Raw genomic sequence first — 14,035 nt, forward strand, 5'->3', positions numbered from 1 at the left:
GCGCCATGGACCCGACGAACCCGCAGGAGAGAGAAACGGTGTCGGATCCTTCGGGAACGGCGACTAGCGTGCCGAAAGACGACGAAGTTGTTCCGGCCCGGCGTGGCTTCGCCGCGCGGCTGGCACTGGACCTGCGACGCTCCGGGAAAGCCTGGGTGTTCGTCACACCGGTGCTGATCGCGCTAGCGGTCGTCATCGGGTATCCGGTGTTCCGGGCCCTGTGGATGTCCTTCCAGAAGGACCCCGGGCTCGACCCGGCGACCGGCATGTTCGTCGAAGGGGGCAGCGCCGGGTTCTCGAACTACACGCACTGGCTGCTGCAGCAGTGCCAGGTCGCGACCGGCGAGACGGTGCCGTGCCCGACCGGCAATCTCGGCTCGCAATTCTGGATGGCCATCGCGGTCACGCTGTTCTTCACGGTCGTGACCGTCGCACTGGAGGCGACGCTCGGCCTCGGCATGGCCATGGTGATGGGCAAGACCTTCCGCGGCAGGGCGCTGCTGCGCGCGGCCGTGCTGATTCCGTGGGCCATCCCGACCGCCGTCACCGCACGGTTGTGGGAGTTCATGTTCCAGTACGACGGCGTGGTCAATCGCGTTCTCGGCACGCACATCCTGTGGACCTCCGACGCCTGGCCTGCCCGGTTCGCGGTGATCGCGGCCGACGTCTGGAAGACCACGCCGTTCATGGCGCTGCTGCTGCTGGCCGGTCTGCAGGTGATCCCGGCCGACGTGTACGAGGCGGCTCGCGTCGACGGCGCGTCGGCCTGGCAGCGGTTCACCCAGATCACGCTGCCGCTGCTGAAGCCGGCCCTGCTGGTCGCGGTGCTGTTCCGCACCATGGACGCGCTGCGCATGTACGACCTGCCCGCGATCATGACGCTGGGCAATCCGTCCACCCGCACGGTGTCGATCCTGGTGGTCGACCAGGTCCGGCAAGGCCCCAACAGCGCGGCCGCGTTGTCCACCATCACCTTCCTTTTGATCTTCGCGGTGGCGTTCGTGCTGGTGAAGATTCTCGGGGCCAACGCAGTTCGCACCCAGGAAGAACAGCGGGAGGCGCACTGATGTCCGTGCAGACAGCGGAAAAGCCCGTGACGGGGCAGCGCGGCGCGCAGCCGGTTCCGTGGACCAAGCGCCTCGGCTCGGTACGGCTGTACCTCGGCGCGCTGATCGTGCTCGTCTGGGGCCTCGCGCCGTTCTACTGGATGGCGGTCACCGCGTTCCGCGACCCCGCCTACACCTTCGACAACACCCCGTGGCCGACGCACGTCACGCTGGAGAACTTCCGCAACGCGTTCGACACCAGTCGCGGCAACAACTTCGGCAAGGCGCTGGTCAACAGCATCGTCATCGGCTCGATCACCACGGTGATCGCACTGGCGGTCGGCGTACTGGCCGCGTACGCGCTCGCCCGGCTCACTTTCCGCGGGAAGTACGTGGTGTCCGGCCTGATCCTCAGCGCCTCGATGTTCCCCGTCGTCGTCCTGGTCACCCCGCTGTTCCAGCTGTTCACCAACCTCGGCTGGATCGGCGAGTACCAGGCGATGATCATCCCGAACATCTCGTTCGTGCTGCCGATGACGGTCTACATCCTCGCGTCCTTCTTCGCCGAACTGCCGTGGGAACTGGAAGAAGCCGCGCGGATCGACGGTGCCACCAAGATGCAGGCGTTCCGCTTGGTGATGCTGCCCTTGGCCGCCCCCGCCGTGTTCACCACCGCGATTCTCGCGTTCATCGCGGCGGTCAACGAATACCTGCTGGCCCGTTTGCTTTCCAGCGACAAGACCGAACCGGTCACCGTCGCGATCGCCCGCTTCTCCGGCAACAACCCGCTGGTGCAGCCCTACGCGGCGATCATGGCGGCAGGCACGATCGTCACCATCCCGCTGGTCGTCATGGTCCTGCTCTTCCAGCGCCGGATCATCTCGGGCCTCACCGCGGGCGGCGTGAAGAGCTGAATCTTCGGCCGCGCGGGCGCGGCGGGTTCGCATGCTCGGTCTCGCTTCGCTCGAAACCTGGAGTCGGGGTGAGCCGGTGGCGTTGCCGAGGTAACCACTGGACAGCGGGGTTCGCCGTCCTTTCGCAGCACGCGGCCCGAGCGGCCCACGTGCATCGGCGATTCTGGGGCCCACACGCGCAGGTGATGCATGCGGCTGTGTCGATCGGCTGGAAAGTGGAAAGCCGCTTGTGAACCAACGCGGTAAACTCTGGCTTTCGATGCTCTTTTTCCGTTCGTTCGTGCAGGTGAGTTCGTCCGGCGCTCCGGGAGGAGATGATCGTGAGCTCGTTCCGCAAACCGCGAGAACGTAGACGCGGCGGCAAGGGGGCTCCCCCGCCCGCACCGTATGCCTCGATCGCGGGCTGGAACGAGCGGCCGGAAGCGGCGAAACGCGACGCGCGGAGCCGACGCGAACGCATGGCGGACCGCAGGAAAACGCGTCCGCCCGTGCCGCGCCCTGCGCCGGCGGAGAATCGGCCGCCGCGCAGCAGAGCCGAACGTATCCGCCGCCTGCTGCTCGCCTTGTTCATCCTCTTCGGCGTGGTGCCCGCGCTGCTGTCGGTCCTGGCGTACTGGAGTGCCGAGATCCCGGATCCGAGTGCGGTGCAGACGAACCAGATCGCGACCATCCTGGCGGCCGACGGCAGCACGGTGATCGCGAAAATCGTGCCGCCGGACGGGAATCGGATGCCGGTCCCGCTGTCCGACGTGCCGCAGCCGGTGCGCGACGCGGTGCTGTCGGCCGAGGATCGCAATTTCTACACCAATCCCGGCTATTCGACGTCCGGCTTTCTGCGGGCCGTTCGCGACAACCTGCTCGGGAAGGACAACGCGGGCGGCGGCTCCACGATCACCCAGCAGTACGTCAAGAACGCGTTCCTCGGCTCCGAGCGCACGGTCACCCGCAAGATGCGCGAGCTGATCATCGCGGCGAAGATGGCGCGGCAGTGGAGCAAAGACGACATCCTCGCCGCCTACCTCAACACCATCTACTACGGCCGGGGGTCGTACGGCATCGCCGCGGCGGCCAAGGTGTACTTCGACAAACAGGTGAACCAGCTGACCCTCGCCGAGGGCGCGGTGCTCGCCGCGCTGATCCGTACACCCTCGATTCTGGACCCGGAAACCCATCTCGCGGAGTTGAAAGCGCGCTGGCGCTACGTGCTCGACGGGATGGTCGAGATGGGCGTCCTCGCGCCGGGTGATCGTGACGCGACCACCTTTCCGCTGATCATCCCGCTCACCCAGATCCCGGACGACGACGTGGCCCGCGGCCCGGAGGGACTGATCCGCAACCAGGTGGTGCGCGAGCTGCGCGACTCCGGCATCAGCGAGCGCGACCTGAACAAGGGCGCGTTGCAGATCACCACGACCATCGACGCCAGGGCGCAGCAGGCGGTCCTGGGGGCGGTGCGCGACCGGCTCGGCGCCCAGCCACCGGAATTGCGCGCCGCGGTGGTGTCGATCGATCCGCGCTCCGGCGCGGTGCGCGCGTACTTCGGCGGCTACGACGGCATCGGCTTCGACTTCGCCCAGGCGCCGTTGCAGACCGGATCGGCGTTCAAGGTCTTCGCGGCGATCGCCGCGCAGCAGCAGAGCATTCCGCTCTCGCGCGTGCTGGACAGCTCCCCGGTGACCGACCGCGGTACCCGGATCACCAACGTGGACGGCGAGTCCTGCGGCAAGTGCACCATGGCCGAGGCGCTGAAGCGCTCGCTGAACACCAGCTTCTACCGGTTGACCATGACGATGTTCGACGGGCCGCAGGCCATCGCGGACGCGGCGCACGCAGCCGGTATCCCGGAAGAGCTGCCGGGCGTGGCGGGCAAGACCCTCAGCGAGGACGGCGGTAAACCGCTGAACGGAATCGTCCTCGGACAGTATGTGGTCCGGCCCATCGACATGGCCTCGGCCTACGCCACGCTCGGTGCGGCGGGTGTGCACCACCAGCCCTATTTCGTGCAGCGGGTGGTGACCGGCGATGGGCGGGTGCTCCTGGATCGCGGCGGCGACCCGGACCAGCAGGTCGGCGAACAGCTGCCCGAGGGGAAACAGCGCATCCCCCGGAAGATCGCGGAGAACACCACGGAGGCGATGCTCCCGATCGCGGCCTACTCCAATGGGCACGCGCTGAAGAACAACCGTCCCTCCGCCGCCAAGACCGGCACCACACAGCTCGGCGAGAGCGATTCCAACAAGGACGCGTGGATGATCGGCTTCACCCCGTCGCTGTCCACCGCGGTATGGATCGGCACCGAGCGGTCACAACCGATCCGCACCGCGCGCGGCGCCGACATCTACGGCTCCGGCCTGCCCGCCGACATCTGGAAACAGGTCATGGACGACGCGCTCGACGGCACCCCGATCGAACAGTTCTCGGGCACGCAGGCCCCGGCCGGGCCGAATCAGAGCAAGCCGCCCTCCGGCGGGCCCTACGACATCCTGAATCCACCGCAGCGGTCGCCGCAGCGCGAACCCGCCGTCGTCATCCCGCCGAGCGCGCAACCGCCCAGGGAGGTGGAGATTTTCCCGGGGCTGAGCATTCCGGTTCCTGGATAGCGATGATGCTGTGACCTTCCGTCGCCCGGTGGAACGCATGACGTGGCAGCATCGTTTGCCAGAGTGAGAGCGAACAGCGAGTGCGTCGGTACGGGCCGACGCCGAAACCGCGGAAACGATGCGGAAGGATATGCGCTCGAGCGACGGCAGCGCGGCGCGAGCGACGGGCCCGGAGGCGGTAGCCTGCGTCACCATGGAGGGCACCGGGAGCGACGCCGATTGAAGACAGACGAGACATAGGGGCTACGCCGGTGGATTTCAATGTCGTTGACCAACCCGAGACGCTGGTGGCGGGAACAGTGCTTCGCAGCCCCGCGCTCGCGGTCGAAGGACCGCGCCGCGCGAAAGTCGAAGAGGCGTGGAAGCGCAACCTGGCCCGCAAGCTGCCCGGACCGCCGACCACGGCGTACGTCGACCACGCGCCGGAGATCAATTCGTACCTGACCCACATCGTCGGCTACCGCTGCCACAGCCTGGCCGACCTGCTGCCCGGCGACGTGCTGGCCCGGGTGTCGGCCGGGCGCTTCGCCCGGTTCATCGCCAGCGGCGACAATCTCGGCGACACCATCGTGAGCATCTGGCGAGCGGTGTGGGACGCGGAGGCCTCCGGGCGGCTCGTGCGCGCCTACACCGGCGACTGGGAACACTATCCGGACGCGCGGACGGTGGAAGTCTTCGTGGCATTGGCAGACGATCAGGGCAACGGGTAGGAACAGACAGTGGACTTCGAGATCGTCACATTGCCGCAGAGCATGGTCGCGGGCCTGACCGTGCCGCTGGCCGGCCGCGAGGTGACCGCGCGTGACCTCGACCTGGTGAACTTCACCTGGGATCGGTACCTGGCACGGGAGAAGAACGTGCAGCGAGTGGCCGCCTACATCGGCCAGAACGATCACGCCGTCGCCGTGCTGGGCTACGAGATCGGCGCGATGGGCGAACTGGACCCCGGCGACGTGCTCACCATCATCCCGCAGGGCCGCTACGCCAAATTCGTCGTCGCCGACAAGCCCTACGACCTGCTGCGAACCGCATGGGCACAGGTGGCGAAGGCCGAGAGCGCGGGAACCATCACCCGCTCCCACACCGCCGAGGTGGAGCGCTACACCGGCCCCGCGTCGGTAGAGGTCTACGTCTCGCTGGACTGAATTCGCTGACGTGTACACGACAACGTGTACACTTCAGATATGTCGGAGATCAGTATCCGGGAGCTGCGCGCCAACCTCGCCGCCCACGTCCGCGAAGCCGAATCCGGCGAGCAAGTGATCATCTTGCGAGACGGCGCGCCCGCCGCGGCGCTGGTGCCATTGTCCATGGTCGAGGCGTTCGACGCAGCCGAGGATGAGCTTCTCGCGCGGGAAGCCGAGGTCAGGCTCGCGGCCGACGAGCGGACCTTCACCATGGCGGAGGTGCTGGCCGACCTCTTCGAGGACGACACGAAGTGAAATACCGCTTCCACTTCCTGGAGTCCGCGGGCCGAGAACTACGCGCCATCGAGCGTCTGGACGCGATGCGTATCCTCACCGCCCTCACGGCACTCGGCGAGGACCCCTATGCGCCCGGGCTGGACGTCAAGAAGTTATCGGGGCACGAGGACTTGTTCCGTCTGCGGGTCGGCAGATACCGGGTCGCGTACCGGGTGGACAACGGCGTGCTGGTGATTCTCGTGGTGAAGGTCGGCCGGCGGAAAGACGTCTACCGAGGCCTGTAGTTCGACGGCAGGCCGGCCGAGGGCAATTGCCCTTCGGCCGGCCTCATGCCGGTGCGGTGCCTACTCCGCGCCGATGATGAACGCTTCCAGCTGCGTGCGCGCGATGTCGTCGGCGAGCTGCTGCGGCGGGGACTTCATCAGGTAGGCCGAGGCGGGGATGACCGGTCCGCCGATGCCGCGGTCCTTGGCGATCTTCGCCGCGCGCACCGCGTCGATGATGATGCCCGCGGAGTTCGGCGAGTCCCACACCTCGAGCTTGTACTCGAGGTTCAGCGGCACGTCGCCGAAGGCGCGACCCTCCAGGCGGACGTAGGCCCACTTGCGGTCGTCGAGCCAGCCGACGTGGTCGGACGGGCCGATGTGCACGTCGTTGGCGCCGAGTTCCTTCTTCAGGTTGCTGGTGACGGCCTGGGTCTTGGAGATCTTCTTGGACTCCAGGCGCTCGCGCTCGAGCATGTTCTTGAAGTCCATGTTGCCGCCGACGTTGAGCTGCATGGTGCGGTCGAGCTGCACACCGCGGTCCTCGAACAGCTTGGCCATCACGCGGTGGGTGATGGTAGCGCCGACCTGGCTCTTGATGTCGTCGCCGACGATCGGCACGCCCGCCTTGGTGAACTTCTCCGCCCAGACCGGGTCGGAGGCGATGAACACCGGCAGCGCGTTGACGAACGCGACACCGGCGTCGATGGCGCACTGCGCGTAGAACTTGTCGGCTTCCTCCGAGCCCACCGGAAGGTAGGACACCAGCACGTCGACCTTGTGGTCCTTCAGCACCCGCACCACGTCGACCGGCTCGGCCTCGGACAGCTCGATGGTCTCGGCGTAGTACTTGCCGATGCCGTCGAGGGTCGGACCGCGCTGCACGACGACATCGCTGGGCGGCACGTCGGAGATCTTGATCGTGTTGTTCTCGCTGGCGAAGATCGCCTCGGCCAGATCGAAGCCGACCTTCTTCGCGTCCACGTCGAACGCGGCGACGAACTTGACGTCGCGAACGTGGTAGGGCCCGAACTTCACGTGCATCAGGCCGGGGACGGTCGAGGTCTCGTCCGCGTCCTTGTAGTACTGCACGCCTTGGACCAGCGAAGAGGCGCAGTTGCCCACACCTACGATGGCGACGCGAACTTCTGTGGCGTTGTCAGCCTTGTCGATGTCACTCATGGCCGATATTTCCCTCTTTCTGTGGTGCCGCCTTCGTCGATTGCTCCGCCGCAATCAACTCGTTGAGCCAGCGCACTTCGCGCTCGCTTGATTCGAGTCCGAGTTGATGGAGCTGCCGGGTGTAGCGATCCAACGACCCGCTGGCCTTCTTGATCGCCTCCCGGAGCCCCTCTCGGCGCTCCTCGACCTGACGCCGCCTGCCCTCCAGGATCCGCATCCGCGCTTCCGCGGGGGTGCGGCTGAAGAAAGCCAGATGAACGCCGAAGCCGTCGTCGGTGTAGTTCTGCGGTCCGGTGTCGGCGAGCAGCTCGCTGAACCGCTCCCGCCCGGCCGGAGTCAGTTGGTAAACCCGTCGCGCACGGCGCGTCGTCGCGCCCGCGGGGATCTCCTCGGCGATCAACCCGTCCGCCTGCATGCGGCGCAGGGTGGGATAGAGCGACCCGTAGGAGAAGGCCCGAAACGCCCCGAGCAGGCCGGTCAGCCGCTTGCGCAGCTCGTACCCGTGCATGGGCGCTTCGAGGAGCAGCCCGAGGATTGCCAGCTCGAGCACCGGGCTTCACCCCCTGACTGTGTACAGACCTAACCGATGGATGCGACTTTCCACTATATCGGAGCGATACATCTGTGCACAGTCGTCGCTACTACCCGGACGACATACGGATTCAGCGAGAGGACGGGAAGACCGCGAGCGGCTCGCCCGCGAGAGTGACCTTCGCGTACCCGGTCGCGCCGCCTTTGCACTTCACGTGGATATCCACCACGGGACCGGGATCGACCGCGCCGGGGGAGTCGACCTCCACGCTGACGTAGTTGATCACGCCGTCCGGGCATCGCACCGTCTGCGGCGCACCGGCCAGCAGCCGGGCGATGGCGGGCACGTCGAGGGTGGCGAGGTCGAAGGTGCGCGTCCCTGTTTTGCGCTCGGAGGTCGTCGAAGTGCGGAAGCCGCCGTTGTAGCGATAGTCGCTGGTCTCGGATGTGCGGCCGGGAGTCTGCCGGTCCACGCGCACATACTTCGGATACAGCGTGACGTCGTCGGCGATCAGGTCGCCGAACTCGGCCCGGTACTCCGCGAGGAAGTAGGCCAGGCCCGCACCGGTGGTCATATCGGGAACATTCTCCGACGACCCGGGCATATCGATGCCACAACGGCTGATCGCGCCCACCATCGCACCCACCACCAATGCCGCGACGACAGTCGAGACCGGCGCAAGCCAGCGCCGCGGCCGACGCCGGTCGACGCGCACCACGGGGGCGTTCACCAATTCGTCCGGGATTTGCAGGTCACCGATCAACGCGTCCAGCTCGCCGAAGGACTTGGCCCGCATAGCCTCGGCCGTCCGCGCGGCGTGCTCGTCGGCGGTCAGCTGCCCTTCGGAGAGCGCGGTGTCGAGCAATCCGCACACGTCGGCGCGGTCGGTGTCGCGGGCGCGGATGCCGCTGTATCGGGTTGTCGTCATTGCCTTACCCCTCGAACGGCCAGACGCGGCGCACCTCGCCGGCCGGCGTCATGAGGAAGTGACCGTTCTCCTTGACGGAGTTGTTCACGTAGACCTCGATGATGGGTTGCCCGGCGGGAATGCCGTACTGGCCGTAGAAACTGACGTCGTTCACGCTCACCGCGAAATGCGACACGGCACCGCCGGGAACCCGGGTGATAGTGGCCGCGTCGGCGAGCGCTCGACCGATCGCCTCCACGTTCAACAGGCCTAGATCCACCGACGGGGTGTCGGCCTTGCGCGTCGTGATCTCCCGGGACTGGGTGAAACCCCCGCGGTAGTCGTACTCGACCTTCCGGTTGGACTCCCCGGGCACCGACCGGGCGAATGAGGCGTGCTCGGGGTACATGCGCAGTTCGTCTACTCGGAGGTCCCCGAACTTCCGCTGATAGTTACGCAGGAAGGTGGCGACTCCGTCGGCGGTGACCAGGCTCGGCGTCGGAACCACCTGCGGCTGTACCACCCCGAGGTCCACCGCGGGCGCTGCTTGCGCCGAGTGCGGCGGTTCATCCGCCACCCGGGTGACCGCGAGAAATCCGGCGCAGGCCGCCAGCACCGCGGCCACGGTGACCACGCCCAGGTACCACTGGCGGCGGCGTGAGCGCGGCGGACGCGGCGCGGGCGCGGCATCGCCGGGCCGCTGCAAGTCCGCGACCAGATCCGCCAGATCCCCCAGGGTGCGCGCCTCCGCGACGAGTTCGGTGAGGGCATCGTGCTCTTCTTCGGACAGCTGGCCGTCGGCACGGGCGCGGTCCACTAGCTCGCGGGTAGTGGCGCGATCGGCATCCCGGGCCCGAGTGTGAGCAGGATAACTTCCACCGGATCCCGCGCGGCGCAAGGCTTTTCGCGTCACCGACGATCGATCCGCGGTGAACCGCCGCGGCACGGCGGAGGTTTGCAGATCGGCGGTGAGCGCGGCCAACTCGCCGAGCGTTTTCGCCGTCGCGGCCTGCGCGATTCGGTCGTGATACTCATCGGCGCCGAGCTGGCCCTCGGCGTAGGCGGCATCCAGCACACTGGACGCGGCGGCGCGGTCGAGGTCACGCGCTCGCGTGCGCCCGGATGCTGCGGTGGACACAGACGGATCGTAAACCGGATAACTGCGCGGCGCGCTGGTTCGGGCGCTGATCCGGACCGGTCAATCCGAACAGCCCGGGGCGGCGGGATTGCAACACCGCTACTCTGGTTCTCGTGCGAATTCAGCGGCAAGTTGTCGACTACGCCCTCCGGCGCCGGTCGCTGCTGGCTGACGTCTATGCGGGCCGGGTCGATGTCGCCGAGGTGTGTGATGCAAATCCTTATCTCTTGCGTGCGGCGAAGTTCCACGGTCGGGGGAGCGAGGTCACATGCCCCATCTGCCGGAAAGAACAACTGACCCTCGTATCCTGGGTCTTCGGCGACGGTCTCGGGCCGGTCGCCGGATCGGCTCGCACGCCCGAGGAGCTGGTGCGCCTCGCCGAGACTCGCGAAGAGTTCTCGGTCCATGTCGTCGAGGTATGCCGGACCTGCAGCTGGAATCATCTGGTGCAGTCCTATGTGCTCGGTTCCGCGCCGGCGCCGCCGCGCCGTCGCACCGGGACACGCGCGAACCGGCGCACTGCCGCCGAATGAAGTGCCTGGTCACCTGCCCGTCGGGTGACTCGCGGAGCCGGCTCGCGTCCGCTCCGGCGACGACTACCGCTGATTGCCACCTGGACCGCTACGAGTTATGGAGATCTTGTCAGTGAATTCGCCCTACGAGACTTCCCCCTACGGCGATGAGCCACATGGCGGCCGTCCTCCACGGAGTTCACGTCCAAGTCCCAACCCGTACCAGAATCCTCGCCCCGGCCCCCCGCCCGGCGCTCGTCCGGGCCCGCCGCCCGGTGCGCGGCCCGGCGCACCCTTCCCAGGTGAGCCACGCGGCCCGCAGCCGCCACGCCGTCCCGGTCCCCCGCCGCAAGGCCGACCTCCGCAGCAAGGCGGCCGTCCACCCCAGCCGGGCCGGCCGCCGCAGCCGGGCCGCGCCGCGCCCAGCGACGGCGCCCCCGGCCCGCAGTCGACGCAGAAGATTCAGCGCCCCGGTTCACTGACCGAGGCGGTGGCCGAGCGCAACCGTCGCGGTCCGGCCACCGGGCCGCGTCCGGTTACGGGCGCCCGCCCGGCCGTTGACCGAGAGGGCCGTCGCGTCCCCGGCAGCGGCCCCAGCACCGGCGAGCGCAGGCAGACCGCTGGCGGCCCGCCGTCCGGCCCGCCGCCGCGCCGTGGCGGCGGCAACGGCGACGGGTCCGACGGACCCGGCCGCCGCAGGCCCGCCCAGCAGAAGAAGTCGCCGTGGCGCATCGTGCGCCGCACCCTCTACGTCCTGGTCGCGTTGGCCATCCTGGTGCCCAGCGGCATCTTCCTGGCCGCGTACACCACCGTGTCGGTGCCGCAGCCCGGCGATCTGAAGACCAACCAGGTCGCGACCATCCTGGCCGCCGACGGCACCACGGTGCTCAGCAAGGTGGTTCCACCGGAGGGCAACCGGACCGACGTCACCATCGAGCAGATCCCGCCGCACGTGCGCAACGCGGTGATGGCGGCCGAGGACCGGGACTTCTACACCAACCCCGGCTTCTCGATCTCCGGCTTCGCGCGCGCGGCCAGGGACAACGTCCTCGGCAAGGAGAGCGCGGGCGGTGGCTCGACGATCACCCAGCAGTACGTGAAGAACGCGCTGGTCGGTGACGAACGCTCGTTGACGCGCAAGATGCACGAGCTGGTCATCTCGGCGAAGATGGCGCGGCAGTGGAGCAAGGACGAGATCCTCGCCGCCTACCTCAACACCATCTACTTCGGTCGCGGCGCCTACGGCATCGATGCGGCGGCCAAGGCGTACTTCGGCAAGCCGGTGCAGGAACTGACCGTCGCCGAGGGCGCGGTGCTCGCCGCCACCATCCAGCTGCCCTCCAGCCTGGACCCGGAGAAGAACCCGGAAGGTGCGAAGACCCGCTGGAACTACGTGCTCGACGGCATGGTCTCCGGCGGCAGCTTGAACGCGGCCGAGCGCCAGGGCCTGCAGTACCCGCAGGTCGTCTCGCTCGCCTCCACCCGGGACAAGGAGCAGGACTCCGGCCCCGAAGGCTTGGTCAAGACGCAGGTGCTCAAGGAACTCGCCGCGGCGGGCATCAGCGAGCAGCAGCTGAACACCTCGGGCTTGCAGATCACCACCACGATCGACCCGAAGGCGCAGCAGGCCGCTATCGACGCGGTGAACAAGAACATGGACGGCGAGCCGGAGAACTTGCGCACCGCTGTGGTCTCCGTCGATCCTCGTACCGGTGCCGTGCGGGCCTACTACGGTGGCAACGACGGCCAGGGCTACGATTTCGCCAACGCCGGCCTGCAGACCGGTTCCTCGTTCAAGGTCATCGGCCTCGCGGCCAACCTGGAGCAGGGTATCCCGCTGTCGCAGCTGTACGACAGTTCGCCGCTCTCCGTGAACGGCATCAAGATCACCAACGTCGAGGGCGAGCAGTGCGGCATGTGCACCATCGCCGAGGCGTTGAAGCGGTCGCTGAATACGAGCTTCTACCGGATGCAGCTGGACATGCAGAACGGTCCGCGCAAGATCGCCGACATGGCGCACAAGCTCGGCATCCCGGAGAGCATTCCAGGAGTCGGCAAGACGCTCACCGAGTCGGACGGCTCCGGCCCGAACAACGGTATCGTGCTCGGCCAGTACCAGGCTCGTCCGCTCGATATGGCTTCGACCTACGCGACCTTGGCGGCCTCCGGCGTGTACCACGCGCCGCACTTCGTGTCGAAGGTGGTGACCGCCGAGGGGCAGGTCCTGCTGGATCGAGGTGAAGTAGCCGGGGAACAGCGCGTCTCCGCAGCAGTGGCCGACAACGTCACCGCCGCGATGAGGCCTATCGCCGCCTATTCGCGCAACCATGGTCTGGCCGGCGGCCGTGACTCGGCAGCGAAGACCGGCACCGCCCAGCTCGGGGATACCGGCGAGAACCGGGACGCGTGGATGGTCGGCTACACCCCGTCCTTGTCGACCGCGGTCTGGGTCGGCACGGAGCAGGGCGAGCCACTGCGCAACGCCAGCGGCGGCTTGGTCTATGGATCCGGCCTGCCGTCGGACATCTGGAAGGCCACCATGGACGGTGCTCTGAAGGGCACGCCGAACGAGAACTTCCCGAAGCCCGCCCCGATCAAGGGACAGGCCGGTGTGCCGGAATGGTCGGCGCCCTACACTGCGCCGTCCACTGTCGATTCCCCGCTGCTGCCTCCAGTCGTGGTCGCGCCGACCCAGGTGGAGATCCTGCCTGGCATCACGATCCCGGTCCCGGGCGTTCAACCCGCTCCGCAGCAGCAACGCCCGCAGCAGCAGCGTCAGCAGGACTCGGGCCCGCTGCCCGGCCAGCCGGTTGCCCCCACAGATGGCTCGTCGCCGTCAGCTACCGGTGCACCCCGCCCGGGCAACCAACGCAATGACGACTCCAGTCAAGAAGAAGGCACACCGCCGACTCGCGGCAGATAGTCGACACACGATGTCGGGCCGGCCACGTTGTGGCCGGCCCGACATCGTTCAACGCCAGAGAATCCGTTTGCAGTCGATTCGGAGCAAATCTCGTAGTTTCGCGATTATCGCTCGGACCAGTATTTCTCCAACCTGCTGACAAACTTCGCAGGATACTTCGGGAATTCGTCAGAATTACCGATTAGGCGTCTTGTACCAAAATCCGTTCGGATCCTGATAGCAGTCCTCGAAGACTCCCTTGTCACTCAAGCAGTCGGTGAACTTCCAGTAACCCCGCAGCACTACCCAGGTGCCATCCGATATCTGAACGCACTTGTCGGCGACCCCTTTCCCGCCGAGGCACGCCGCATAAGATGGGTGCCCCGCACTCGCGTTACCCGCGAATCCGACCAAAGCCGCGCCGGCAACAATCGCCGAGACAAGTAGTTTTCTGAACATATCCACCCCGATCTTCGAAATCAACGCGTCCTCCATGCGCGCCGATCGCACTCAACTCTAACAGCCATCGAAAATACTCCAAAGGGAATACACGTGCACGTCTTCCCTACTCGCACGGACGCTCCTGGTCTAGCGCGGATCGAGTCGACACCAGCC

At 67.3% G+C, this 14,035-nt stretch carries 14 protein-coding genes; 9 read left to right on the forward strand and 5 right to left on the reverse strand.

Annotated features, from left to right (window positions below):
- Window positions 1-38 precede the first annotated feature (38 nt).
- The 7 genes from LTT66_RS11095 (at window position 39) to LTT66_RS11125 (ending at window position 6,268) form a co-directional block, all read left to right on the forward strand.
- Window positions 39-1,067 (forward strand): carbohydrate ABC transporter permease, encoded by a 1,029-nt coding sequence (locus LTT66_RS11095; protein WP_233066527.1) that lies wholly within the window; start codon window positions 39-41, stop codon window positions 1,065-1,067.
- On the forward strand, window positions 1,067-1,960 hold the full coding sequence (locus LTT66_RS11100; RefSeq protein WP_181724080.1) for a carbohydrate ABC transporter permease: 894 nt from the start codon (window positions 1,067-1,069) through the stop codon (window positions 1,958-1,960). Before LTT66_RS11095 ends, LTT66_RS11100 begins: the two co-directional genes overlap by 1 nt.
- Before the next feature lie 314 nt (window positions 1,961-2,274).
- A complete protein-coding gene (locus tag LTT66_RS11105; RefSeq protein ID WP_233066530.1) occupies window positions 2,275-4,560 on the forward strand; it encodes a transglycosylase domain-containing protein in 2,286 nt (761 codons plus the stop codon).
- A 251-nt stretch (window positions 4,561-4,811) separates the two neighbouring features.
- A complete protein-coding gene (locus LTT66_RS11110; protein ID WP_233066533.1) occupies window positions 4,812-5,270 on the forward strand; it encodes a GyrI-like domain-containing protein in 459 nt (152 codons plus the stop codon).
- Window positions 5,271-5,279: 9 nt separating this feature from the next.
- Entirely contained in the window at window positions 5,280-5,705 is a 426-nt protein-coding gene (locus LTT66_RS11115; protein ID WP_043700307.1) for a GyrI-like domain-containing protein, read from the forward strand.
- A gap of 39 nt (window positions 5,706-5,744) precedes the next feature.
- Window positions 5,745-6,002: a type II toxin-antitoxin system Phd/YefM family antitoxin gene (locus tag LTT66_RS11120; protein ID WP_043700309.1), complete on the forward strand. Its 258-nt coding sequence runs from the start codon at window positions 5,745-5,747 to the stop codon at window positions 6,000-6,002.
- Window positions 5,999-6,268: a type II toxin-antitoxin system RelE family toxin gene (locus LTT66_RS11125; RefSeq protein WP_233066535.1), complete on the forward strand. Its 270-nt coding sequence runs from the start codon at window positions 5,999-6,001 to the stop codon at window positions 6,266-6,268. Before LTT66_RS11120 ends, LTT66_RS11125 begins: the two co-directional genes overlap by 4 nt.
- A gap of 60 nt (window positions 6,269-6,328) precedes the next feature.
- Here LTT66_RS11125 and LTT66_RS11130 read toward each other — a convergent pair whose 3' ends face one another.
- The 4 genes from LTT66_RS11130 to LTT66_RS11145 form a co-directional block, all read right to left on the reverse strand.
- The gene (locus LTT66_RS11130; RefSeq protein ID WP_195068676.1) at window positions 6,329-7,429 is read right to left on the reverse strand and encodes an inositol-3-phosphate synthase; all 1,101 of its coding nucleotides are present in this window, start codon (window positions 7,427-7,429) and stop codon (window positions 6,329-6,331) included.
- Complete coding sequence (locus tag LTT66_RS11135) at window positions 7,422-7,979, reverse strand: PadR family transcriptional regulator (protein ID WP_039803160.1); 558 nt, start codon at window positions 7,977-7,979, stop codon at window positions 7,422-7,424. The genes LTT66_RS11130 and LTT66_RS11135 overlap by 8 nt, the downstream gene beginning before the upstream one ends.
- A 112-nt stretch (window positions 7,980-8,091) precedes the next feature.
- The gene (locus tag LTT66_RS11140) at window positions 8,092-8,889 is read right to left on the reverse strand and encodes a DUF1707 SHOCT-like domain-containing protein (RefSeq protein ID WP_233066537.1); all 798 of its coding nucleotides are present in this window, start codon (window positions 8,887-8,889) and stop codon (window positions 8,092-8,094) included.
- Between the two features lie 4 nt (window positions 8,890-8,893).
- Window positions 8,894-10,006, reverse strand: a complete 1,113-nt coding sequence (locus LTT66_RS11145) for a DUF1707 SHOCT-like domain-containing protein (RefSeq protein WP_233066539.1) — start codon at window positions 10,004-10,006, stop codon at window positions 8,894-8,896.
- A gap of 113 nt (window positions 10,007-10,119) precedes the next feature.
- Here LTT66_RS11145 and LTT66_RS11150 point away from each other — a divergent pair, with 113 nt between their 5' ends.
- The gene (locus LTT66_RS11150; protein WP_043734321.1) at window positions 10,120-10,539 is read left to right on the forward strand and encodes a DUF5318 domain-containing protein; all 420 of its coding nucleotides are present in this window, start codon (window positions 10,120-10,122) and stop codon (window positions 10,537-10,539) included.
- Window positions 10,540-11,248: 709 nt separating this feature from the next.
- A complete protein-coding gene (locus LTT66_RS11155) occupies window positions 11,249-13,441 on the forward strand; it encodes a transglycosylase domain-containing protein (RefSeq protein WP_233069122.1) in 2,193 nt (730 codons plus the stop codon).
- A gap of 174 nt (window positions 13,442-13,615) precedes the next feature.
- Here the strand turns inward: LTT66_RS11155 and LTT66_RS11160 are convergent, their stop codons facing one another.
- Window positions 13,616-13,915: a hypothetical protein gene (locus LTT66_RS11160; RefSeq protein WP_233066541.1), complete on the reverse strand. Its 300-nt coding sequence runs from the start codon at window positions 13,913-13,915 to the stop codon at window positions 13,616-13,618.
- Window positions 13,916-14,035 lie beyond the last annotated feature (120 nt).

Origin of the sequence: Nocardia gipuzkoensis (genome assembly GCF_021183645.1) — a bacterium.
In the GTDB taxonomy this organism is placed as follows: Bacteria; Actinomycetota; Actinomycetes; order Mycobacteriales; family Mycobacteriaceae; genus Nocardia; species Nocardia abscessus.